Raw genomic sequence first — 20,484 nt, 5'->3', positions numbered from 1 at the left:
GCAAGCGGGTCATCGGGGTGGTTTTCACAGAGGCTGCTAACCACCGGATTTCTTCGCCTTGTAACCCAGCTTGATCAGCTCGGCCAACAGCAACTCGACGTGGTCGCCCTGAATCTCGATGATGCCGTCTTTCAAGGCACCACCGGTGCCACAGCGCTTTTTCAGCGTCGTGGCCAACTCCTTCAGGGCGTCTTCGGCCAGGGGCACGCCGGTGATGGTGGTCACCGTCTTGCCGCCACGGCCCTTGCTCTCGCGACGGACGCGGGCAATACCATCGCCTTCGGGAATCAGGGTTGTTTTGCAGGTACATGCGTCCACGGGCTGGCGACAGTCCGGGCAGTGTCGACCTGCGTCGGTGGAAAATACCAGGCCACCAAGGGCGGCGAAGGATGCGGCTTTTTTGGCCACCGGCAATCCTCTTGGGAGGACAAAGACTGATCGATGGGATCATCGACCGCGAAGCCCCACTCAGGCAGGGGCAGCGCTACTGAGCCGCCGATATTCAAACCACTGTAGGAGCGAGCTTGCTCGCGAAGGTCGTCAACGATAACGCGGGCATTCAGACACCACGCGTCGGGCTTACATTTTTCGCGAGCAAGCTCGCTCCTACAGGGTGGAACAACAGCGGTTCAGCCTGAAAAGTCGCGCAGTGTAACGGCAAAAAGGCCCCTTGCTAAGAGCCAAATGGCGCCAATTTATGCAACTTTAGCGACGTAGGGCCAAATAACGACGCAAGCCTTCCTGCGCATCCGGGCAATAGGGCTTTTGTTCGGCCTCCTGCAACACCGTCGCCAGTGGCAGAAAGCGCGCCTCCATGACTTCTTCCGGCTGGATCCGCAACGGCCCGTCCCACACGGCAGAGAACGAAGTGCACCAGAGCCGGCTGTCGCCGTCTTCGAAGTAGAAGTGGTCGTGCGGGGTCAATTCGACGCCGCTTACCCCCAGTTCCTCTTCCAGCTCCCGGGCCGCCGATTCGGCATAGGACTCGTGGGCCGCCACCATGCCGCCCGCCGCCGTGTCCCAGAACCCCGGGTACATGGCTTTGCTCAGGGTGCGCCGGTGCACACACAGCTCACCGGCAGAGTTGAACAGGAAGATAAAGGTGCAGCGCCCGATCAGCCCGCGCTGGCGCAGGTCGGAACGCACCAGGCTGCCGAGCAGGTTGTCGTGCTCGTCGACCCAGGCAATCAGTTCGGCGTCGGAGGCCGCGCGGTGCGCAGCCTCCCTGGTGGAAGCGTCCATCATCAACCTTGGTTAAGCAGCTGACGCAAGTCGATCACTGCAGCGTTGGCCCGGGAAATGTAGTTGGCCATGACCAGCGAATGGTTGGCGAGGACGCCAAAACCACTGCCGTTAAGAATCATCGGGCTCCATACCGGTTCCTGCGAGGCTTCCAGCTCACGAATGATCTGGCGCACGCTGACGGTGGCGTTCTTCTTGGCCAGCACGTCGGCGAAGTCGACTTCGATGGCGCGCAGCAGGTGGGACAAGGCCCAGGCCTGTCCGCGGGCTTCGTAGAACACGTTGTCGATCTGCATCCATGGGGTTTCCACCACTTCTTCGTCGACCTGCGGCACTTCACCCGGCGCCAGCGCTTCAGTTTTCAGCGCGGTGTTGAGCTTGACCCGGCCCACGCTGGCCGACAGCCGTTGCGACAGCGAACCCAAACGGGTCGCCACATCACCCAGCCAGTTGTTCAGGTTGTCGGCACGCGCATAGAACAGCGCGCCGCGCTGATTCGGGTCGGACAACCGCGCTTCGTAGCGGCTCAGGGAATTGATGCCTTCCTGGTATTCCGACTCGCTGGACGGCAGCACCCAGCTCTTGTTGTCGAAGTTGAAACGCGGTTCGGCCTTGGCCAGGTCCGCGTCTTCCGCCGACTGCGACTGGGAACGGGCGAAGTCTTTGCGCAAGGCACGGGTCAGGTCACGCACCTGCACCAGCACGCCGTATTCCCAGCTCGGCATGTTGTCCATCCACAGGCCCGGCGGGAAACGGTCGTTGGAAATGTAGCCACCCGGCTTATTCAGCAAAGTGCCCACCACGGTCTTGAGGGTTTCGACGGTGGTGAAGCCCACCACCATCTGCTTGCCTTCCTTCTCGGCGGCAATCTGCGCGTTCTGCTGGACCGGAAACAATGCAGGCTCTTCGCTCCAGTACCACCCCAGGGCACCGGTGACCAACAGATACAACGCAACCAGCGAGAGCAACGCACGGCTCATCAGCAGGTTACGGAAATAGCTGCGGGGGGCCGACTTGGTTTCAGGGGCCGGGCCCTTTGCACTGCCTGCGCGGTTTTTCCAGTCCAGCATGGCGATATCCTTTCAATCACTTGAGTTCAATAGCTACGACCACAACCCTACCCCATCGTGCCGAGCCGTGCGGCGCTTTTAGTCAGGGTGGCGCTTGTGCGCGGCTCGACTATAAAGGATGCACGCTGTTTACGCCCGCGCGACTGCAGGGTCGGTAAATGAATATCCAAGACCTCGCAGTTAATTGACGTATGACACTCGTGCAACGGAAAAGAGGTGCTAGCATAGAGCCATCAGTTCGACCTCAGCATGCAGCCTAACTAGTAGTCAGGATATGACCGAGCCAGAAGACCCCAGCCGTGATCGTCTCAAGCACCATTTTGCCCAGCGGGTAATTCATCAGGCACGTCAAATTCTTGAGATCTGGCAGCGCCTGCAACGCAGCGAATGGTCGACCGCCGACTTGACCGAACTCGGCGAGGCCAACCTGCGCCTGCTGCGTTTTGCCGAACGCTTCGAGCAGCCGGAACACGGCCAGTTGGCACACCAGATCGGCGCTTCACTCAAGGCGGTGGACGATAACCGCGGCCGCCTGAGCAGCCATCTGATCACCGAACTCAACCGTCTGATGCAGCGCCTGTCGCGCACTGGCCTGCGCCAGGGCGATCAGTTGGAGCAAACCCTCCTGCCGCCGATGCGCAAGCCAATCTACGTGATGCTTGCCGACCACGATCGCGCCGAGCGCCTGGCCAAGCAGTTGGAATTTTTCGGCTTGAGCGCGCAGTCCCTCGACAGCGTGGCAGCATTTCGCTCATCGATGGCCGAGCGCTTGCCGGCGGCCATCGTGATGGATGTGGATTTCTGCGGCACCGGCCTGGGCTTGAAGCTCGCCGCCGAAGCCCAGGAAGGCTTGGAGCAAAAACTGCCGCTGCTGTTTTTCAGCCTGCACGAAACCGACACCCCCACCCGCCTGGCCGCCGTCCGCGCCGGCGGCCAGGAGTTCCTCACCGGAACCCTGGAGGCCTCGAGCCTGCTGGAAAAAATCGAAGTGCTGACCTGCGTCGCCCAGTACGAACCTTATAAAGTACTGATCATCGACGACTCGCGGGCCCAGGCGATGCACACCGAGCGCCTGCTCAACAGCGCAGGCATCGTCACCCGCACGCTGATCGAACCGATCCAGGCCATGGCCGAGCTGGCGGATTTTCAGCCGGACCTGATCATCCTCGACATGTATATGCCGGCCTGCACCGGTACCGAACTGGCCAAGGTGATCCGCCACAACGACCGCTACGTCAGCGTGCCGATCATCTACCTCTCGGCCGAAGACGACCTGGACAAGCAACTGGACGCCATGAGCGAAGGCGGCGACGACTTCCTCACCAAGCCGATCAAGCCCCGACACCTGATCACCACCGTGCGCAACCGTGCGGCGCGGGCGCGAAACCTCAAGGCGCGGATGGTGCGCGACAGCCTCACCGGGCTGTACAACCACACCCACATCCTGCAATTGCTCGAAGACTGCAGCTTCCGCGCGCGCCGCGAGAGCAAGCCGCTGAGCTTTGCGATGCTCGACATCGACCACTTCAAGCGGGTCAACGACAGCCACGGGCACCCCATGGGCGACCGGGTGATCAAGAGCCTCGCGCTGTTTCTCAAGCAGCGCCTGCGCAAGACCGACTATATAGGCCGTTACGGCGGTGAAGAATTTGCCATCGTGATGCCCGACACCGATCTCGACTCGGCCTGCAAAGTGCTCGACGAAATCCGTGGGCGCTTTGCCGAGATTCACTACCCCGCCCAGCCGCAGGATTTGTGGTGCACCTTCAGCGCCGGCGTGGTGGAGCTGTGTGATGGCTCCGACAGCCTGATGATGGCGGCCCAGGCCGACGAGGCGCTGTACCGCGCCAAGGATGCGGGGCGTAACCGGGTGATGTCGGCGCGCGCATCAAAGCAAAGTGCCACCTTTTCACCGGAATCCACCGAATCCGTCATAACTCTGTAATGGAAACGCAATAACTTCAGGCACTTACTTCTGCTGTCGGTTGAAACCACGCATGCGCCTGAAGCTGCTGACGAATCTGAACACCCTCCTTCTGGTCGCCGTTTGCCTGGCCCTGGGCGCGACGCTCTGGTGGTCGCAACGCGCCCTGGAACGGCCCTATCTGTTGATGGAGCGCTACCTGGGCCTGTCGCAGACCTTCCAGAACCAGGCCGCGCGCAATATCGACGATTACCTCGCCAGCGGCGACGCCCTGCGCCTGAGCAGCGCCAGCCAGAGCCTGGAAAACCTGTTGCAGCATCTGGATGAACTGCCGGCAGACCTGGCGCAAAACCTGCGCCCCAGCCTGGTAGACCTGGACACTTTCAGCAAGACCGACCTGCTGGCCGCCGGCAAGCTGGCGGGCGACCCGCAGGCCTTGCTGCTGCAAGCCGAACGCGAGCTCGGCGCCAATCTGGAGCAACTCAACCAATACGCCAGCGGCGTCACCTCCCCCGACGCCGCGCGTTATCTGCCGCCGTTGCTCGCGGCGTCCCAGCACCTGGCCAAACTCTCCCTGGCCCGGGACAAGCTGGTGAGCAGCGGTCGCAGCGAACTGGCCGACGATGTGGAGCGCGAAGTCAGCAATATCCGCAGCCAGGCTGACGTGCTGGGGCAACTGCCATTACTGGGGGTGACCGCCAGCAGCGAGTCCAATACCGACGACTTCTCGGCCATGATGGGCCTGGAAAACGCTGAAAAAACCGTAGCCCAGGACACCGGCGTCGACCTCAAGCGCGAACTCAACAGCCTGCTGACCCGCTACCCCGCCGAGCTGAAACGCACCCGCGAGCAAATCCAGCAACGTACCGAACTGGCCACCAGCACCCACCTGAAAATCAACGCCGTGCAGCAAGCCATCGCCGGGCTGGAGCCGGTGGTGCGGGCCCAGCATGCGCAGATCCAAGGCGAAGTGCGGCTGATACAAGGCGTCATGATCGGCCTGATTTTGCTGATCGCGCTGTTGATCGACACTTTGCAGCGGCGCCTGGCGCGGGTGCTGACCAACTTGGCGCCGGCCTTGTCCACGTGGGCCGAAGGCGACTTCAGCCAGCCCATTGCCTTAGGCAAGACCAACCGCGAACTGCACGATATCGAGGAGTCCCTGAATCGCCTGCGCGCCTACCTGGTGGACCTGGTGGGTACCATCCGCGGCAACGCCGAGCAGGTGGCCGGCACCAGCAGCGCCCTGGCGGAATTGAGCAGCGGCATGCACGACGGTGCCGAGCGCCAGGCCGGTGACACCGCGCAGATTCGCGATTCCCTGGGTGAACTGGAAGCCACTATCCAGCAGGTTGCCGGCGACGCCAGCCAGGCCGCCGAAGCCAGCCGCAGTGCAGGCCAAGCCGTGGAACAGGGCCAGCGGGTGATCGGCCTGAGCCTCACCGGGTTGCACGCATTGGTCGGCGAAGTGCAGATAAATGCGCAGATGATCGAGAAACTCGCCGAGGAGTCCGCAACCATCGGCGGCGTACTCACAGTGATTCGCTCAATTGCCGACCAGACCAACCTGCTGGCGCTGAACGCCGCCATCGAAGCCGCCCGGGCCGGTGAGGCCGGGCGCGGGTTCGCCGTGGTAGCCGATGAAGTGCGCTCCCTGGCCCAGCGCACCGCCGGCGCCACCGCTGAAATCCAGCACCTGATCGCCGGCCTGCAAACCGCCGCCCGGCAATCGGTGGAAGGCATGCGCGCCCAGGTCGAACACGCAGAAGCCACCGCCGAGCAAGCCCAGGCGGCTGACGGCGCGCTGGATGAAATCGTCGGAGCAATCCAGACCATTTCCGACACGGCGGTGCGGATTGCCGATGTCACCGCCCAGCAAAGTGGCGCGGTGAGCGAAATCCGCGATAACAGTGAGCGGATTCACCAACTGGGTGAGGACAACTTGCTGCGAATTGGCCAGGGACGCAGCCAGGGCGAGCACTTGCTGGTACTTGGCGGGCAACTCAATACCGCCGTGCAGGCATTCCGCGTCTAACCGGCTCTCCCGTCTTGTGAAGATCAAAATGTGGGAGCGGGCTTGCTCGCGAAGGCGGTGCACCAGCCAACGCATGTGCCGGCTGAACCACCGCCTTCGCGAGCAAGCCCGCTCCCACACTGACCGGATTCAGGCTTGCGGTCACATATTTTGCGCAATCCTCGCTAATCGTGCTGCCTACTGCATAGAACTGGACAGTCACAAAGCCTTTGCGGCATAGTCGCCGGGTTCTACCGTGCCCACATCAATAACAAGGAACAGCCGATGGCGACCTTACTGGTTCTTCACGGACCCAACCTGAACCTGCTCGGCACCCGCGAACCGGGCGTCTACGGGTCAGTGACCCTCGAACAGATCAACCTCGATCTGGAACGACGGGCACGTGATGCCGGCCACCATCTGCTCTACCTGCAAAGCAATGCCGAGTACGAACTGATTGATCGCATCCATGCCGCGCGCAGCGAAGGCGTGGACTTTATCCTGATCAATCCCGCCGCTTTTACGCACACAAGCGTTGCATTACGTGACGCGCTGCTGGCGGTGAGCATCCCATTCATCGAAGTGCATTTATCGAACGTGCACAAACGCGAACCTTTCCGCCATCACTCTTACTTCTCCGACGTTGCGGTAGGAGTGATCTGCGGCCTTGGCGCCAGCGGTTACCGACTGGCCCTGGAGGCCGCCCTGGAACAGCTTGAAGACACGGCCAAGCGCCCCTGACCGACCCTTTGGGAGTTGATGATTCATGGATATCCGTAAAGTTAAGAAACTGATCGAACTGCTGGAAGAATCCGGTATCGACGAGCTGGAGATCAAGGAAGGCGAGGAATCCGTACGGATCAGCCGTCACAGCAAGACTCCGGCCCAACAGTTCTACGCACCTCAGATGCAAGCACCGGCTCCGGCCGCTGCGCCAGTGGCTGCTCCGGTTGCGGCTGCTGCCGAAGCCCCTGCCGCTCCAAAACTGAACGGTTTCGTGGTCAAGTCGCCAATGGTCGGTACCTTCTACCGCACCCCGGCACCGACCTCGCCAGCCTTCGTTGAAGTCGGCGCAACCGTGAAAGTGGGCGACACCATCTGCATCGTTGAAGCGATGAAGATGATGAACCACATCACGGCTGAAAAAGCCGGCGTCATCGAATCCATCCTGGTAGAAAACGGTCAGCCGGTTGAGTACGACCAGCCGCTGTTCACCATCGTTTGAACCGCGGAGCGCCTTCGATGTTGAAACCTGCGAAGAAACTGCAAAAAGTCCTGATCGCCAACCGCGGCGAGATCGCGCTGCGTATCCTGCGCGCCTGTAAGGAAGAGGGCATCAAGACCGTCGCTGTTTACTCGACGGCCGATACCGAATTGATGCACGTGAAACTGGCGGACGAAAGCATCTGCATCGGCCCGCCACTGGCCACGAACTCGTACCTGAAAGTCTCGAACATCATCGCCGCCGCTGAAGTCACTGGCGCCGATGGTATTCACCCGGGCTACGGCTTCCTCGCGGAAAACGCCGATTTCGCCGAACAGGTAGAGAAATCCGGGTTTGCCTTCATCGGCCCGAAAGCCGAAACCATTCGCCTGATGGGCGACAAGGTATCGGCCAAGGACGCCATGATCGCAGCCGGCGTGCCAACCGTTCCAGGTTCCGACGGCCCGCTGCCTGAAGACGAGGCAACCGCCCTGCGCATTGGTCGCGAAGTCGGTTACCCGGTGATCATCAAGGCCGCCGGCGGCGGCGGTGGTCGCGGCATGCGTGTGGTACACAAGGAAGAAGACCTGATCGAAGCCGCCAAGCAGACTCGCTCCGAAGCGGCCGCCTGGTTCGGCAACCCGATGGTCTACCTGGAAAAGTACCTGACCAACCCACGTCACGTGGAAGTGCAGGTACTGTCCGACGGCCAGGGCCACGCCATCCACTTGGGCGACCGCGATTGCTCGCTGCAACGTCGTCACCAGAAGGTACTGGAAGAAGCTCCGGCACCGGGCCTGGATGAAACCGCTCGCCAGGAAGTACTGGCTCGCTGCGTCAAGGCGTGCATCGACATCAACTACCGTGGCGCGGGCACTTTCGAGTTCCTGTACGAGAACGGCCGTTTCTACTTCATCGAGATGAACACTCGTGTGCAGGTAGAGCATCCGGTTTCGGAAATGGTCACCGGTATCGACATCGTCAAGGAGATGCTGAGCATCGCCGCTGGCAACAAGCTGTCGTTTACCCAGGACGATGTGAAGATCCACGGCCACTCCCTGGAGTGCCGGATCAACGCCGAAGACCCGAAAACCTTTATCCCGAGTCCAGGCCTGGTCAAGCATTTCCATGCTCCAGGCGGCAACGGCGTTCGCGTCGATTCGCACCTGTACAGCGGCTACAAGGTTCCGTCCAACTACGACTCGCTGATCGGCAAGCTGATCACCTGGGGCGCCACCCGCGACGAGGCCATGGCCCGTATGCGTAACGCCCTGGACGAAATCGTGGTAGACGGCATCAAGACCAACATCCCGCTGCATCGGGATCTGGTTCGCGATGAAGGCTTCTGCGAAGGTGGTGTGAACATTCACTACCTGGAACACAAGCTGGCTAATCAGTAAGCGAAGTGATCCACCCAACAAAGCCGCCTTCGGGCGGCTTTGTTGTTTCTGCCCACCCGATTTTTCTGAATGGATACATTCCCCTTGTGGGAGCGGGCTTGCTCGCGAATGCGGTGTGCCAGTCAACACATCCATGACTGACACACCGCATTCGCGAGCAAGCCCGCTCCCACATTTTGTTCTGTGTACACCAGCAGTACAGTCGTCTTCTGCTGTTCGCTCGCGTAAACTTGCGCGTCTTTCGCAGCCCTACCCCGCTGCACACTCATTTTTTTCAAAGGTGCCCGCCATGCCTTGGCTGCAAGTCCGTCTCGCCATCAGCCCAGAACAAGCCGAAACCTACGAAGACGCGTTCCTCGAAGTGGGCGCCGTGTCGGTGACCTTCATGGACGCCGAAGACCAGCCGATCTTCGAGCCCGAGCTCAACACCACCCCGCTGTGGTCCCACACCCATCTGCTGGCCCTGTTCGAAGACGGCACCGATGCCGCCAGCGTGCTGGCCCATATGGAACTGCTCACCGGTGGCCCACTGCCGGAGCACCACAGCGAAATCATCGAAGACCAGGACTGGGAACGCAGCTGGATGGACAACTTCCAGCCGATGCGCTTTGGCCAGCGCCTGTGGATCGTGCCGAGCTGGCACGCCGCCCCCGAGCCTGACGCCGTCAACCTGCTGCTGGACCCGGGCCTGGCGTTTGGCACCGGCACTCACCCCACCACCGCCCTGTGCCTGGAATGGCTCGACGGCCAGGACCTGAAAGACTGCAACGTGCTGGACTTCGGCTGCGGCTCGGGGATCCTGGCGATCGCCGCCCTGCTGCTGGGCGCCAAGGAAGCCGTCGGTACTGACATCGACGTGCAAGCCCTGGAAGCCTCCCGCGATAACGCCGGGCGCAATAACATCGCTGAAGAGAAATTCCCGCTGTACCTGCCGGAGCAATTGCCCCAGGTGCAAGCCGACGTACTGGTGGCCAACATCCTCGCCGGGCCGCTGGTTGCTTTGGCGCCGCAGCTGTCGAGCCTGGTCAAGCCGGGCGGCCGCCTGGCGCTGTCGGGCATCCTCGTCGAACAAGGCGAAGACGTTGCCGCTGCCTACGCCCGGGATTTCGAGCTGGATCCGATCGCCAACCGCGATGGCTGGGTACGCATCAGTGGTCGTCGGCGCTAGAATGAGCGCCTGCATGAATCGGATGGCCGCATGACCGACAGTTTCGTCACCCAGTGCCCACATTGCCAAGCACGCTTTCGCGTCAGCCACGCTCAATTGAGCGTGGCCCGTGGCGTGGTGCGCTGTGGCTCATGCCTGCAAGTGTTCAATGCCGCCCGCCAACTGCTGGAGCAGCGCGCCAGTGCGCCCGCGCCCCAGGCAGCAGCAGCGGTAGAGCCACCGCCAGCAGTAGAACTGCCACCCGAAGCCCCGCGGGCCATCAGCCAGAAGCAATGGACCGCCGAAGAGCTTGACCTGGATAACCTGGACCTCGACGAAGAACTGGCCAAGCTGGAACGTCGCGAGATTCAGCACACCCAGCCCGTAGGTGCAGATCGTCGCCAACCCGGCGCCGACCGTCGGCAAAAAGAAGACTCCCTCAGCGCCAGCCGCGACACGGCTAAGGCCGAGGAAGAGCAATGGGCCGCCAGCCTGTTCAGCGAGCCTCGGGATGAACGGGCGCAAGCCCCACAACCGACCGATGACGAGCCGCAACCGGCCAAGGCAAGCCTCGCCAAACCCAAGCGCACCGAACCGTCGATGTCGTTTGAAGCGGTCGAGCCCGACGAAGAACCAGCGCTGCACGCCAACACCACCGATGACGAACTCGATCCACCGGTAACCGCCGTAGCAGACGAGCCAGAACCCGAACAACCGGAACGCCCGCAGCCCAAACGCAAGCGCCCTCGCCCCGAGGCCGGCGCCCACGACGAGATGCTGCAGGACCTGGAAGACGATCCGCTTCACCTGTATTCCCAGAAACGCGCCTCCGGCTGGGGCCGCCGTCTGTTCTGGGGCTTGCTGGTGTTGCTGGCCGCCGCCGGCCTGGCGGGACAATACGTCGCCTACCAATTCGACGAACTGGCACGCCAGGACGCCTACCGCCCGTGGTTCCAGGAACTGTGCCCGAAACTGGGCTGCACGGTGCCATCACGCGTCGATATCGCCCACATCAAGAGCAGCAACCTGGTGGTGCGCAGCCACCCGGAGTTCGCTGGCGCCCTGGTGGTGGACGCGATCATCTATAACCGCGCGACATTCTCCCAACCGTTCCCGCTGTTGGAGCTACGCTTTGCCGACATGAACGGGAATATGATCGCCAGTCGTCGCTTCAAACCCGCCGAATACCTCAGCGGCGAGTTGGCAGGCGTAACCGAGATGCCCTCCCAGACGCCGATCCACATTGCCCTGGACATCCTCGACCCGGGCAACAAAGCGGTGAATTACAGCCTGAGCTTCCACTCTCCCGAGTGATCCGGCCCAAGGAGTAAGGTTTGACGGCAGATTCTTGACTGCTCCGCCCTTGACCAAACCAGCGGCGATAAGAAAATAACTGTTCAGATTTTATCCAATTCAGCCTTTATCCAGTCATCGAGAGCGGGTATCATGCCAACCCTTTTTCGAACTCTAATGATCCGGCCCCACAACAGGGAAGTCCTATGTCGGCGGTACGCATCGGCCCATACACATTGCACAACGGCTTGATCCTCGCCCCTATGGCGGGCGTCACCGACCAGCCCTTTCGTCAGCTTTGCAAGCGTTTGGGCGCAGGGCTTGTAGTCTCGGAAATGGTCACCAGCGACATGAGCTTGTGGAACACCCGCAAATCGCGGATGCGCATGATCCACGAAGGTGATCCCGAGCCCCGCTCGGTACAGATCGCCGGCGGTGATGCGCAGATGCTGGCGGATGCGGCCCGGGCCAACGTGGAGTTGGGGGCGCAGATTATTGATATCAACATGGGTTGCCCGGCCAAGAAGGTCTGCAACAAGGCCGCAGGTTCTGCCCTGTTGAAGGATGAGCAGTTGGTGAGCGAGATCCTGCATGCCGTTGTCGCTGCAGTGGATGTGCCGGTCACCCTGAAGATCCGCACCGGTTGGGACCGGGACAACAAGAATGGCCTGACGGTGGCGAAGATCGCCGAGCAGGCAGGCATTACAGCGCTGGCGGTGCATGGCCGCACCCGCGCCGACCTTTACACCGGTGAAGCCGAGTACGACACCATTGCCGCGATCAAGCAGGCGGTGTCGATTCCCGTCTTTGCCAACGGCGACATCGATTCAGCCGAGAAAGCCCGGCGCGTGCTGCACGCGACCGGCGCCGATGGTTTGTTGATTGGCCGGGCTGCCCAGGGGCGGCCGTGGATTTTTCGTGAGATCGAGCATTTTCTGCGTACAGGTGAAACCTTGCCGGCACCGGAGCTGATCGAGGTGGAACGTATTCTGCTAGAGCATCTGGCCGCCCTGCACGCCTTCTATGGAGACGTGATGGGCGTACGCATTGCTCGCAAGCATGTGGGCTGGTATCTCGCAACCTTGCCGGGCGCCAAGGAGTTTCGCGCCCACTTCAATCGTTTGGATGATACGGAAGCACAGTGCGCCAACGTTCGTGAGTTCTTCAGCGAACGTTACAAGAGCCTGGTGACAGGGGACGGAGAAGGGGTGGCCGCATGACGATGATGACCGAGACTTTAGTGAGTGGAACAACACCCGTGAGCGACAACGTCAATTTGAAACAGCACCTCAACACGCCGAGCGAAGAAGGCCAGACCCTTCGCGGCAGTGTCGAGAAGGCGCTGCACAATTATTTCGCCCACCTTGAGGGCGCTGCCGTCACGGACGTGTACAACCTGGTGCTCTCCGAAGTCGAAGCGCCATTGCTCGAAAGCGTAATGAACTACGTCAAGGGCAACCAGACCAAGGCCAGTGAGCTGCTCGGTCTGAACCGTGGCACGCTGCGCAAGAAACTCAAGCAGTACGATTTGCTGTAAGCATTCAATCAAACCAGAAAGGCGCCCGCGTAAAAACGGACGCCTTTTTTGCTGACTCCTTTGCTTTTGATGGAAATTGAAATGACCGACCAGACTACCCGCCTGCCGATCCGCCGTGCCTTGATCAGTGTCTCCGACAAGACCGGGATCCTCGAATTTGCCCGGGAGCTGGAAGCCCTGGGCGTGGAGATTCTCTCCACCGGCGGGACCTTCAAACTGCTGCAGGACAACGGCGTGGCCGCAGTGGAAGTGGCGGACTACACCGGTTTCGCAGAAATGATGGACGGTCGGGTGAAGACCCTGCACCCGAAAATCCACGGCGGGATCCTCGGTCGTCGCGGTATCGACGACGCCATCATGAGCGAGCACGGCATCAAGCCGATCGACCTGGTGGCCGTTAACCTGTACCCGTTCGAAGCCACCATCAACAAGCCAGGCTGCGACCTGCCGACCGCCATCGAGAACATCGATATCGGCGGCCCGACCATGGTTCGCTCGGCAGCCAAAAACCACAAAGACGTGGCCATCGTGGTTAACGCCAGCGATTACGCCAACGTTCTGGAAAGCCTGAAAGCCGGCGGCCTGACCTACGCCCAGCGCTTCGACCTGATGCTCAAGGCCTTCGAACACACCGCCGCCTACGACGGCATGATCGCCAACTACATGGGCACCGTGAACCAGGCGGCTGAAACCCTGAGCACTGAAGGTCGCAGCCAGTTCCCGCGCACCTTCAACAGCCAGTTCATCAAGGCCCAGGAAATGCGCTACGGCGAGAACCCGCACCAGAGCGCGGCGTTCTACGTTGAGGCCAAGCCTGCTGAAGTCGGCATCGCCACCGCGACCCAACTGCAAGGCAAAGAGCTGTCCTACAACAACGTGGCCGACACCGACGCCGCGCTGGAATGTGTGAAGAGCTTCGTCAAGCCAGCCTGCGTGATCGTCAAGCACGCCAACCCGTGCGGCGTGGCCGTGAGCCCGGACGCTGAAGGCGGTATCCGCCAGGCGTACGAACTGGCCTACGCCACCGACACCGAGTCGGCCTTCGGCGGCATCATTGCCTTCAACCGCGAGCTGGACGCCGAGACCGCCAAGGCGATCGTCGAGCGTCAGTTCGTTGAAGTGATCATTGCCCCATCCGTCAGTGAAGAAGCCCGCGCCATCGTTGCGGCCAAGGCCAATGTGCGACTGCTGGCCTGCGGCGAGTGGTCGGCTGAGCGTGCCGCTGCCTGGGACTACAAGCGCGTCAACGGCGGTTTGCTGGTACAGAGCCGCGACATCGGCATGATCGGCAGCGAAGACCTGAAAGTGGTGACCAAACGCGCCCCGACCGAGCAGGAAATCAACGACCTGATCTTCGCCTGGAAAGTCGCCAAGTACGTTAAATCCAACGCCATCGTCTACGCCAAGAATCGCCAGACCATCGGTGTCGGCGCGGGCCAGATGAGCCGTGTGAACTCGGCACGTATCGCTGCAATCAAGGCTGAGCATGCCGGCTTGCAGGTACAGGGTTCGGTGATGGCGTCCGACGCATTCTTCCCGTTCCGTGATGGCCTGGACAACGCCGCGAAAGCCGGTGTGACCGCCGTGATCCAACCGGGCGGCTCGATGCGTGATGCAGAAGTGATTGCAGCGGCGGATGAAGCCGGCATCGCCATGGTCTTCACCGGCATGCGTCACTTCCGCCACTGATCCAACTTGATCGAAATGTGGGAGCGGGCTTGCTCGCGAATACGGTGTATCAGCTACATATCCTGCGACTGACACACCGCTTTCGCGAGCAAGCCCGCTCCCACATAAAGCGCTCCAGCGGCGCCTTACAGAATTTGAGGTTTTTGAAATGAATGTTTTGATCATTGGCAGCGGTGGCCGTGAACACGCCCTGGCCTGGAAAGTTGCCCAGGACCCGCGCGTCCAGAAAGTTTTCGTTGCACCCGGCAACGCCGGCACCGCCATTGAAGCCAAGTGCGAAAACGTCGCCATCGACGTGCTGGCCCTTGAGCAGCTGGCGGACTTTGCAGAGAAAAACGTTTCCCTGACCATCGTCGGTCCGGAAGTGCCATTGGTAGCCGGCGTTGTGGACCTGTTCCGCAGCCGTGGCCTGGACTGCTTCGGCCCAACCGCCGGCGCCGCCCAACTGGAAGGTTCGAAAGCCTTCACCAAGGATTTCCTGGCTCGCCACAAGATCCCGACGGCCGACTACCAGAACTTCACCGAGATCGAGCCAGCCCTGGCTTACCTGCGTGAGGTCGGTGCACCGATCGTGATCAAGGCCGACGGCCTGGCCGCCGGCAAAGGCGTGATCGTCGCGATGACCCTGGCAGAAGCCGAAGACGCCGTGCGCGACATGCTCGCCGGCAACGCTTTCGGTGAAGCCGGTTCGCGCGTGGTGATCGAAGAGTTCCTCGACGGCGAAGAAGCCAGCTTCATCGTGATGGTCGACGGCAAGAACGTGCTGCCGATGGCCACCAGCCAGGACCACAAACGCGTGGGCGACGGCGACAGCGGCCCGAACACCGGCGGCATGGGCGCTTACTCCCCTGCTCCGGTAGTGACTGCCGAAGTGCACAAGCGCGTGATGGACCTGGTGATCTGGCCAACCGTGCGCGGCATGGCCGATGAAGGCAACGTGTACACCGGTTTCCTGTATGCCGGCTTGATGATCGATAAAGCCGGTAACCCGAAAGTCATCGAGTTCAACTGCCGCTTCGGCGATCCGGAAACCCAACCGGTGATGCTGCGCCTGCAATCGAGCCTGGTACTGCTGGTGGAAGCGGCGCTGGCCCAGGCCCTCGACAAGGTCGAAGCCCAGTGGGACCCGCGCCCAAGCGTTGGCATCGTGCTGGCCGCCGGCGGCTACCCGGCCGACTACGCCAAGGGCGATGTGATTGAAGGTCTGGATGCGGCTGCTACGCTGGAAGGCAAGGTGTTCCACGCGGGCACCGCGCTCAAGGATGGCAAGGTTGTCACCGCCGGTGGTCGCGTATTGTGCGCCACCGCCATGGGCAGCAGCGTAGATGCCGCCCAACAACAGGCTTACAAGCTGGCGGCGAAGATCGACTGGAAAGGCTGCTTCTACCGCACCGACATTGGCTACCGCGCCATTGCCCGTGAGCGCGGCGAAAGTCAGTAAACAGCTATCCGTTCGGTTAGGCAGGGGCCCTTGGCCCTTGCCCTACGCTTGTGGCCCCGCGCATAGTTATACCCATGCATAAACCTACGAAGGGATTTCGCCGTGCGCTGGCTCAGGATCGCCATAGGTTTCACTGTCAGTCTGCTGACCTTGCTCTGCTTGCTTCCGGCACAAGCCGCGGCACAAGGCAGTGGCTGGGCGGTATTGCTTGACGAACAGGCCGATCTGCAACTGAGCGATATCCGCTCGCCCCGCTACATCAATCAATTCAGCCCCATCGAACTGGACCGGATTACCGCCGCGCAACCGGACGGTGCGTTGTGGGTACGTTTCAGGCTGCAACCCGGCAAGCACGAGCAAGTGCTGCGGGTATTCGCTCCGGACCTGGCACACCTGAACCTGTACGTGCTCGACGGCGACACCCTGGTGGAGCAGCAAGCCACCGGCACCCGCCAGCCCCAGGCCGAGCGCCCGCTGCCCAGCAGCGACTTCATGCTGCCGCTGCCCCAAAGCCAGAAGCCGCTGGACGTGTACCTGCGCATGGTCTCGGAACACGAGCTGCGCCCGTACATCACCCTGGAGCCCGCCGTACTCGCGGCGGCCAACCAGAACCAGACGCTGATCTACGGGCTGCTGTTCGGCTGCCTGGTGATGCTGATCCTGCACAACCTGACCCGCTACGCCTACCATCGCTCCCGCAGCAGCCTGTGGCTCGCCGCGTGTGAAGTGTTGCTGCTGCTCAGCCTGGCGCTGCTGCTCAACGTGGTCGGGCCGTGGCTGCCGAACTGGCACGCGGTACAAACTCCTGGCGCGTACCTCGCCCTGCTGCTGACGGCGCCGTGCGGGCTGATGTTCGCCTATCGCTTCTTTACGCCTCTGGGCCCGCATCCGCTGAACAAGCTGTTGATGGCGGACATCCTGTTGATCGTCCTGAGCGGGCTGTTGCTGTTATTCGTCAATACGCTGCCGCTGAACATCATCACCTACGCGTTGGTGGCGCTGGCCGGCCTGAGCATGCTGTTCGTCTCGGCCTATCACTGGCAAAAAGGTTATCGCCCGGCGCGCCTGTTCATGGTGGCGATGGTGATTTTCAACATCGGCACGCTGATTATCCTGCCGGCCTTGCTGGGCCTGACATTGGTAGCGCCCCAAGGCTTGATCGTTACCCTGCTCGGTTTTATCTGCCTCAGCGGCCTGTTGATGAGCCTGGCCTTGGGCGAACGCCAGCGCGCCATCACCGAAGACAACTTCAGCCTCAGCCGCGACCTGGCGGCGAGCAATGCCGAGATCGCCGCCAAGGCCGAGTTCCTGGCGAAGATCAGCCACGAAATCCGTACGCCCATGAACGGCGTGCTAGGCATGACCGAACTGCTGCTGGGCACGCCGCTGTCGGTCAAGCAGCGCGACTACGTGCAAACCATCCACAGTGCCGGCAACGAATTGCTCACCCTGATCAACGAGATTCTCGATATCTCCAAGCTTGAGTCCGGGCAGATCGAACTGGACGACGTGCAGTTCGACCTCAACGCGTTGATCGAAGACTGCCTGAGTATTTTCCGCGCCAAGGCCGAACAGCAAAACGTTGAGCTGATCAGCTTTATCCAGCCCCAGGTGCCACGGGTGATCAGCGGCGACCCGACGCGCCTGCGCCAGGCGCTGTTGAGCCTGCTGGAAAACGCCCTGCAAAAAACCGATGAAGGCGAAGTGCTGATCGTGGTGGCGCTGGATGAGCGCAGCAGCAAACCGCGCCTGCGCATTGCGGTGCAGGACAGCGGCCTGCCAATGGAGCCCGCCGAGCGCGACGCCCTGCTGCACAGCGAATTGCACAGCAAGAATTTCCTGTCTGCCACACGCTTGAGCGGCCATCTGGGCCTGGTCATTGCTCGCCAGTTGATCCTGTTGATGAACGGCGAGTTCGGCATCAAGAGTGGTAGCCAACAAGGCAGCACCCTGTGGCTGACCTTGCCACTGGACCCGGAACGTCTCGAACATCCCACCTCCGACCTCGACGGCCCGCTCAAGGGCGCGCGCGTGCTGGTGGTGGACGACAACGACACCTGCCGCAAAGTGCTGGTGCAGCAATGCACGGCCTGGGGCCTGAACGTGAGTGCCGTGCCTTCGGGCAAGGAAGCCCTGGCGCTGCTGCGCACCAAGGCGCACCTGCGAGACTATTTCGACGTGGTGCTGCTGGACCAGAACATGCCCGGCATGACCGGCATGCAACTGGCGGCGAAGATCAAGGAAGACCCGAGCCTGAACCACGACATCTTGCTGATCATGCTCACCGGCATCAGCAATGCGCCGAGCAAGATCATCGCGCGCAACTGCGGGATCAAACGCATCCTCGCCAAACCGGTGGCCGGCTACACCCTCAAGACCACACTGGCCGACGAGTTGACCCAACGCAGCAAAGGCACCGCGCAACCGCGCCAGCCGGCGATCAGCGCACCAGCGCCTGTGACGGTGCCGAGTGATTTCCGGATCCTGGTGGCTGAAGACAACAGCATCTCCACCAAGGTCATTCGCGGCATGCTCGGCAAGCTCAACCTGCAGCCGGACACTGCAAGCAATGGCGAAGAAGCCCTGCAAGCGATGAAAACCCAGCGGTATGACCTGGTGTTGATGGACTGTGAAATGCCGATCCTCGACGGCTTCTCCGCCACCCAGCAACTGCGGGCGTGGGAAGTCAGCAACCAGCGCATTCGTACGCCGATCGTGGCGCTGACGGCGCACATTCTTTCGGAACACAAAGAGCGTGCACGCCAGGCCGGGATGGATGGGCACATGGCCAAGCCGGTGGAGCTGTCACAGTTGCGCGAGCTGGTGGAGTATTGGGTAGCACAGCGGGCACAACGCCCCGAGCACGCCCCGACTTCCTGACACGCCCAACCTGTAGGAGCGAGCTTGCTCGCGAAGAACCTGAGAGCGCCGCGTTAAACCAGAAAGCCCGCGTTATCGTTAACGACCTTCGCGAGCAAGCTCGCTCCTACAGGGGATCAGTGCAGCCCGTTCGTCACAGGCCTGATAAACTCCCGCTCGCCCTCCTTCGCTGTGAGCTCCCACCATGCTCCACGTGTTGTTCAGCGTTTACCTGAAGATGCTGGTGCTCTACAGCCCCTTCTTCGTGCTTTCCTGCTTTATCAGCCTGACCCGCGGTTACTCCAGCAAGGAGCGGCGGCGCCTGGCCTGGAAAGTGGCCCTCGCCACCCTGGTATCGAGCGTGTTGCTCTACCTGTTCGGCCGGGTGATTTTCAGTGTGTTCGGCATCACCGTCGACGCCTTCCGCATCGGCGCCGGCAGTGTGCTGTTTATCTCCGCGCTGGGCATGGCCCAAGGCAAGTCGGCGGTGCAGACCGACAACGTGCAGCAGGACGTGACCATCGTCCCGCTGACCATCCCCCTGACCGTCGGCCCCGGCACCATCGGTGCGCTGCTGGTGATGGGCGTCAGCCAGCCGCACTGGGACGACAAGATCACCGCGATCCTCAGCATTGCGCTGGCCAGCCTTACGGTGGGCGTGGTGTTGTACCTGTCCAACCGTATCGAACGCATCCTCGGCGACCAGGGCTTGCAGATTGTCAGCCGATTGATGGGGTTGTTTGTGTGCGCCCTGGCCGCACAAATCATCTTCACCGGTGTACGCGGTTACCTGGTGCCGTAGGTCAGATCCTGTATTGGGCGATAGCCTGGCGGACCTTGTCCCCTGCGCTGTCGCGCAGCAGTTGAATCGTGGCTTCGTTGACCACCGAGCTGTTCAGCACCAGGCACGTGCGGCCACTGAAGGCTTCAACGGACGCACTGTCCCACTCCAGAAACGGCATGCCCAACTGCTTGCTGACGCCGTGGGAACTGTAAGTCACCAGCACCATCGACACTTCCCCCGCCGTTTCCGAGCACGACGCCAAGCCGAAATCACCGCCCTCATGGGTCGTGATATTTCGTTTGAATAACTCAAATGAGGCCGGGAGTTGCTTCAAGGCTTCGATAGCCTCCCCCACCCGTTTGGGCAGAGCGCTGATCAATGGCCCCGACAGGAACGTCGAGGCTACCGTGGCCGCCACCAGGTTCAGCGCCGCCAACTGCACCGACAACCCCTTGCGAGTCGTGTAGACCCGCTCGAAACTGCTCCTGACCGGCATCCACCCAAGGCTGCTCATCACGTTGATGAATTCGTTGTACCAGGCCTCTGTGCCCCGGGCGATCCGCAACACATCGCTGACGTAGCTGCTCGCCAGCAAATAGCTTTTGCGGGTGTACTCCTTGTTGAGACTCGTCATGCCCTCCACGAACGACATGACGCTGTTGTTCACCACCGCCGCGTTCATCTCCTCATCCCCTTCGGGCTGCACCGCCGGGCTCAAACCCGACGGCAGGCTGGACGCGCCCGGAAGCCGGTAAGTGGCAATCAGCTTCCTCCTTTTTGCGCTGTTGATCCGTCTGTTGTTTCGCTCCATATCCATTTCTCCATAACCCCCAACATGGGGCTCAACGCCAACACTAGTCGAGTTGCCGGGAATTTTGAG

16 protein-coding genes and 1 pseudogene are annotated in these 20,484 nt (G+C 61.5%); 13 read left to right on the top strand and 4 right to left on the bottom strand.

Annotated elements, in window-relative coordinates:
- Positions 1–36: 36 nt before the first annotated feature.
- The 3 genes from ACA046_RS03345 to ACA046_RS03335 all read right to left on the bottom strand — a co-directional run bounded on the left by ACA046_RS03345 (position 37) and on the right by ACA046_RS03335 (position 2,312).
- Positions 37–408, bottom strand: a complete 372-nt coding sequence (locus ACA046_RS03345; RefSeq protein WP_167664869.1) for a translation initiation factor Sui1 — start codon at positions 406–408, stop codon at positions 37–39.
- Between the two features lie 297 nt (positions 409–705).
- The gene (locus tag ACA046_RS03340) at positions 706–1,242 is read right to left on the bottom strand and encodes an NUDIX hydrolase (RefSeq protein ID WP_459029180.1); all 537 of its coding nucleotides are present in this window, start codon (positions 1,240–1,242) and stop codon (positions 706–708) included.
- Positions 1,243–1,244: 2 nt separating this feature from the next.
- Positions 1,245–2,312, bottom strand: coding sequence for a DUF2333 family protein (locus ACA046_RS03335; RefSeq protein ID WP_459025835.1), 1,068 nt, complete (start codon positions 2,310–2,312; stop codon positions 1,245–1,247).
- Positions 2,313–2,586: 274 nt separating this feature from the next.
- On the opposite strand from ACA046_RS03335, the gene ACA046_RS03330 reads away from it, so the two are divergent.
- From ACA046_RS03330 to ACA046_RS03270, 13 genes and pseudogenes are all read left to right on the top strand, one after another.
- Entirely contained in the window at positions 2,587–4,257 is a 1,671-nt protein-coding gene (locus tag ACA046_RS03330; RefSeq protein ID WP_459025833.1) for a diguanylate cyclase, read from the top strand.
- A 1,507-nt stretch (positions 4,258–5,764) separates the two neighbouring features.
- A pseudogene (locus ACA046_RS03325) lies at positions 5,765–6,271 on the top strand (methyl-accepting chemotaxis protein); the annotation flags it as partial.
- Positions 6,272–6,535: 264 nt separating this feature from the next.
- Positions 6,536–6,991: a type II 3-dehydroquinate dehydratase gene (gene aroQ / locus ACA046_RS03320; RefSeq protein ID WP_017478426.1), complete on the top strand. Its 456-nt coding sequence runs from the start codon at positions 6,536–6,538 to the stop codon at positions 6,989–6,991.
- 25 nt (positions 6,992–7,016) lie between these two features.
- Complete coding sequence (accB, locus tag ACA046_RS03315) at positions 7,017–7,475, top strand: acetyl-CoA carboxylase biotin carboxyl carrier protein (protein WP_177041411.1); 459 nt, start codon at positions 7,017–7,019, stop codon at positions 7,473–7,475.
- 17 nt (positions 7,476–7,492) lie between these two features.
- Entirely contained in the window at positions 7,493–8,854 is a 1,362-nt protein-coding gene (accC, locus tag ACA046_RS03310) for an acetyl-CoA carboxylase biotin carboxylase subunit (protein WP_076017979.1), read from the top strand.
- 289 nt (positions 8,855–9,143) lie between these two features.
- Complete coding sequence (gene prmA / locus ACA046_RS03305) at positions 9,144–10,022, top strand: 50S ribosomal protein L11 methyltransferase (protein ID WP_497675904.1); 879 nt, start codon at positions 9,144–9,146, stop codon at positions 10,020–10,022.
- A gap of 30 nt (positions 10,023–10,052) precedes the next feature.
- Positions 10,053–11,315 carry a DUF3426 domain-containing protein gene (locus tag ACA046_RS03300; protein WP_459025828.1) on the top strand — a complete coding sequence of 421 codons (1,263 nt, stop codon included), beginning with the start codon at positions 10,053–10,055 and terminating at the stop codon, positions 11,313–11,315.
- Between the two features lie 185 nt (positions 11,316–11,500).
- Entirely contained in the window at positions 11,501–12,514 is a 1,014-nt protein-coding gene (gene dusB, locus ACA046_RS03295) for a tRNA dihydrouridine synthase DusB (RefSeq protein WP_076017982.1), read from the top strand.
- Entirely contained in the window at positions 12,511–12,831 is a 321-nt protein-coding gene (fis, locus tag ACA046_RS03290; RefSeq protein ID WP_003186237.1) for a DNA-binding transcriptional regulator Fis, read from the top strand. The genes dusB and fis overlap by 4 nt, the downstream gene beginning before the upstream one ends.
- An 81-nt stretch (positions 12,832–12,912) precedes the next feature.
- Complete coding sequence (purH, locus tag ACA046_RS03285) at positions 12,913–14,520, top strand: bifunctional phosphoribosylaminoimidazolecarboxamide formyltransferase/IMP cyclohydrolase (RefSeq protein WP_459025825.1); 1,608 nt, start codon at positions 12,913–12,915, stop codon at positions 14,518–14,520.
- A 148-nt stretch (positions 14,521–14,668) separates the two neighbouring features.
- Entirely contained in the window at positions 14,669–15,961 is a 1,293-nt protein-coding gene (gene purD, locus ACA046_RS03280; protein WP_003217326.1) for a phosphoribosylamine--glycine ligase, read from the top strand.
- A gap of 102 nt (positions 15,962–16,063) precedes the next feature.
- On the top strand, positions 16,064–18,841 hold the full coding sequence (locus tag ACA046_RS03275; protein WP_497675903.1) for a hybrid sensor histidine kinase/response regulator: 2,778 nt from the start codon (positions 16,064–16,066) through the stop codon (positions 18,839–18,841).
- A 184-nt stretch (positions 18,842–19,025) separates the two neighbouring features.
- Positions 19,026–19,622 carry a MarC family protein gene (locus ACA046_RS03270; RefSeq protein WP_003217330.1) on the top strand — a complete coding sequence of 199 codons (597 nt, stop codon included), beginning with the start codon at positions 19,026–19,028 and terminating at the stop codon, positions 19,620–19,622.
- Between the two features lies 1 nt (position 19,623).
- On the opposite strand, the gene ACA046_RS03265 is transcribed toward ACA046_RS03270, so the two are convergent.
- On the bottom strand, positions 19,624–20,415 hold the full coding sequence (locus ACA046_RS03265; protein ID WP_497675902.1) for a hypothetical protein: 792 nt from the start codon (positions 20,413–20,415) through the stop codon (positions 19,624–19,626).
- Positions 20,416–20,484: the final 69 nt, after the last annotated feature.

This window comes from Pseudomonas sp. LBUM1641, assembly GCF_059716235.1.
The sequence above is the reverse complement of the archived record's forward strand: the minus strand, read 5'-3'. Positions and strand labels throughout refer to the sequence as shown.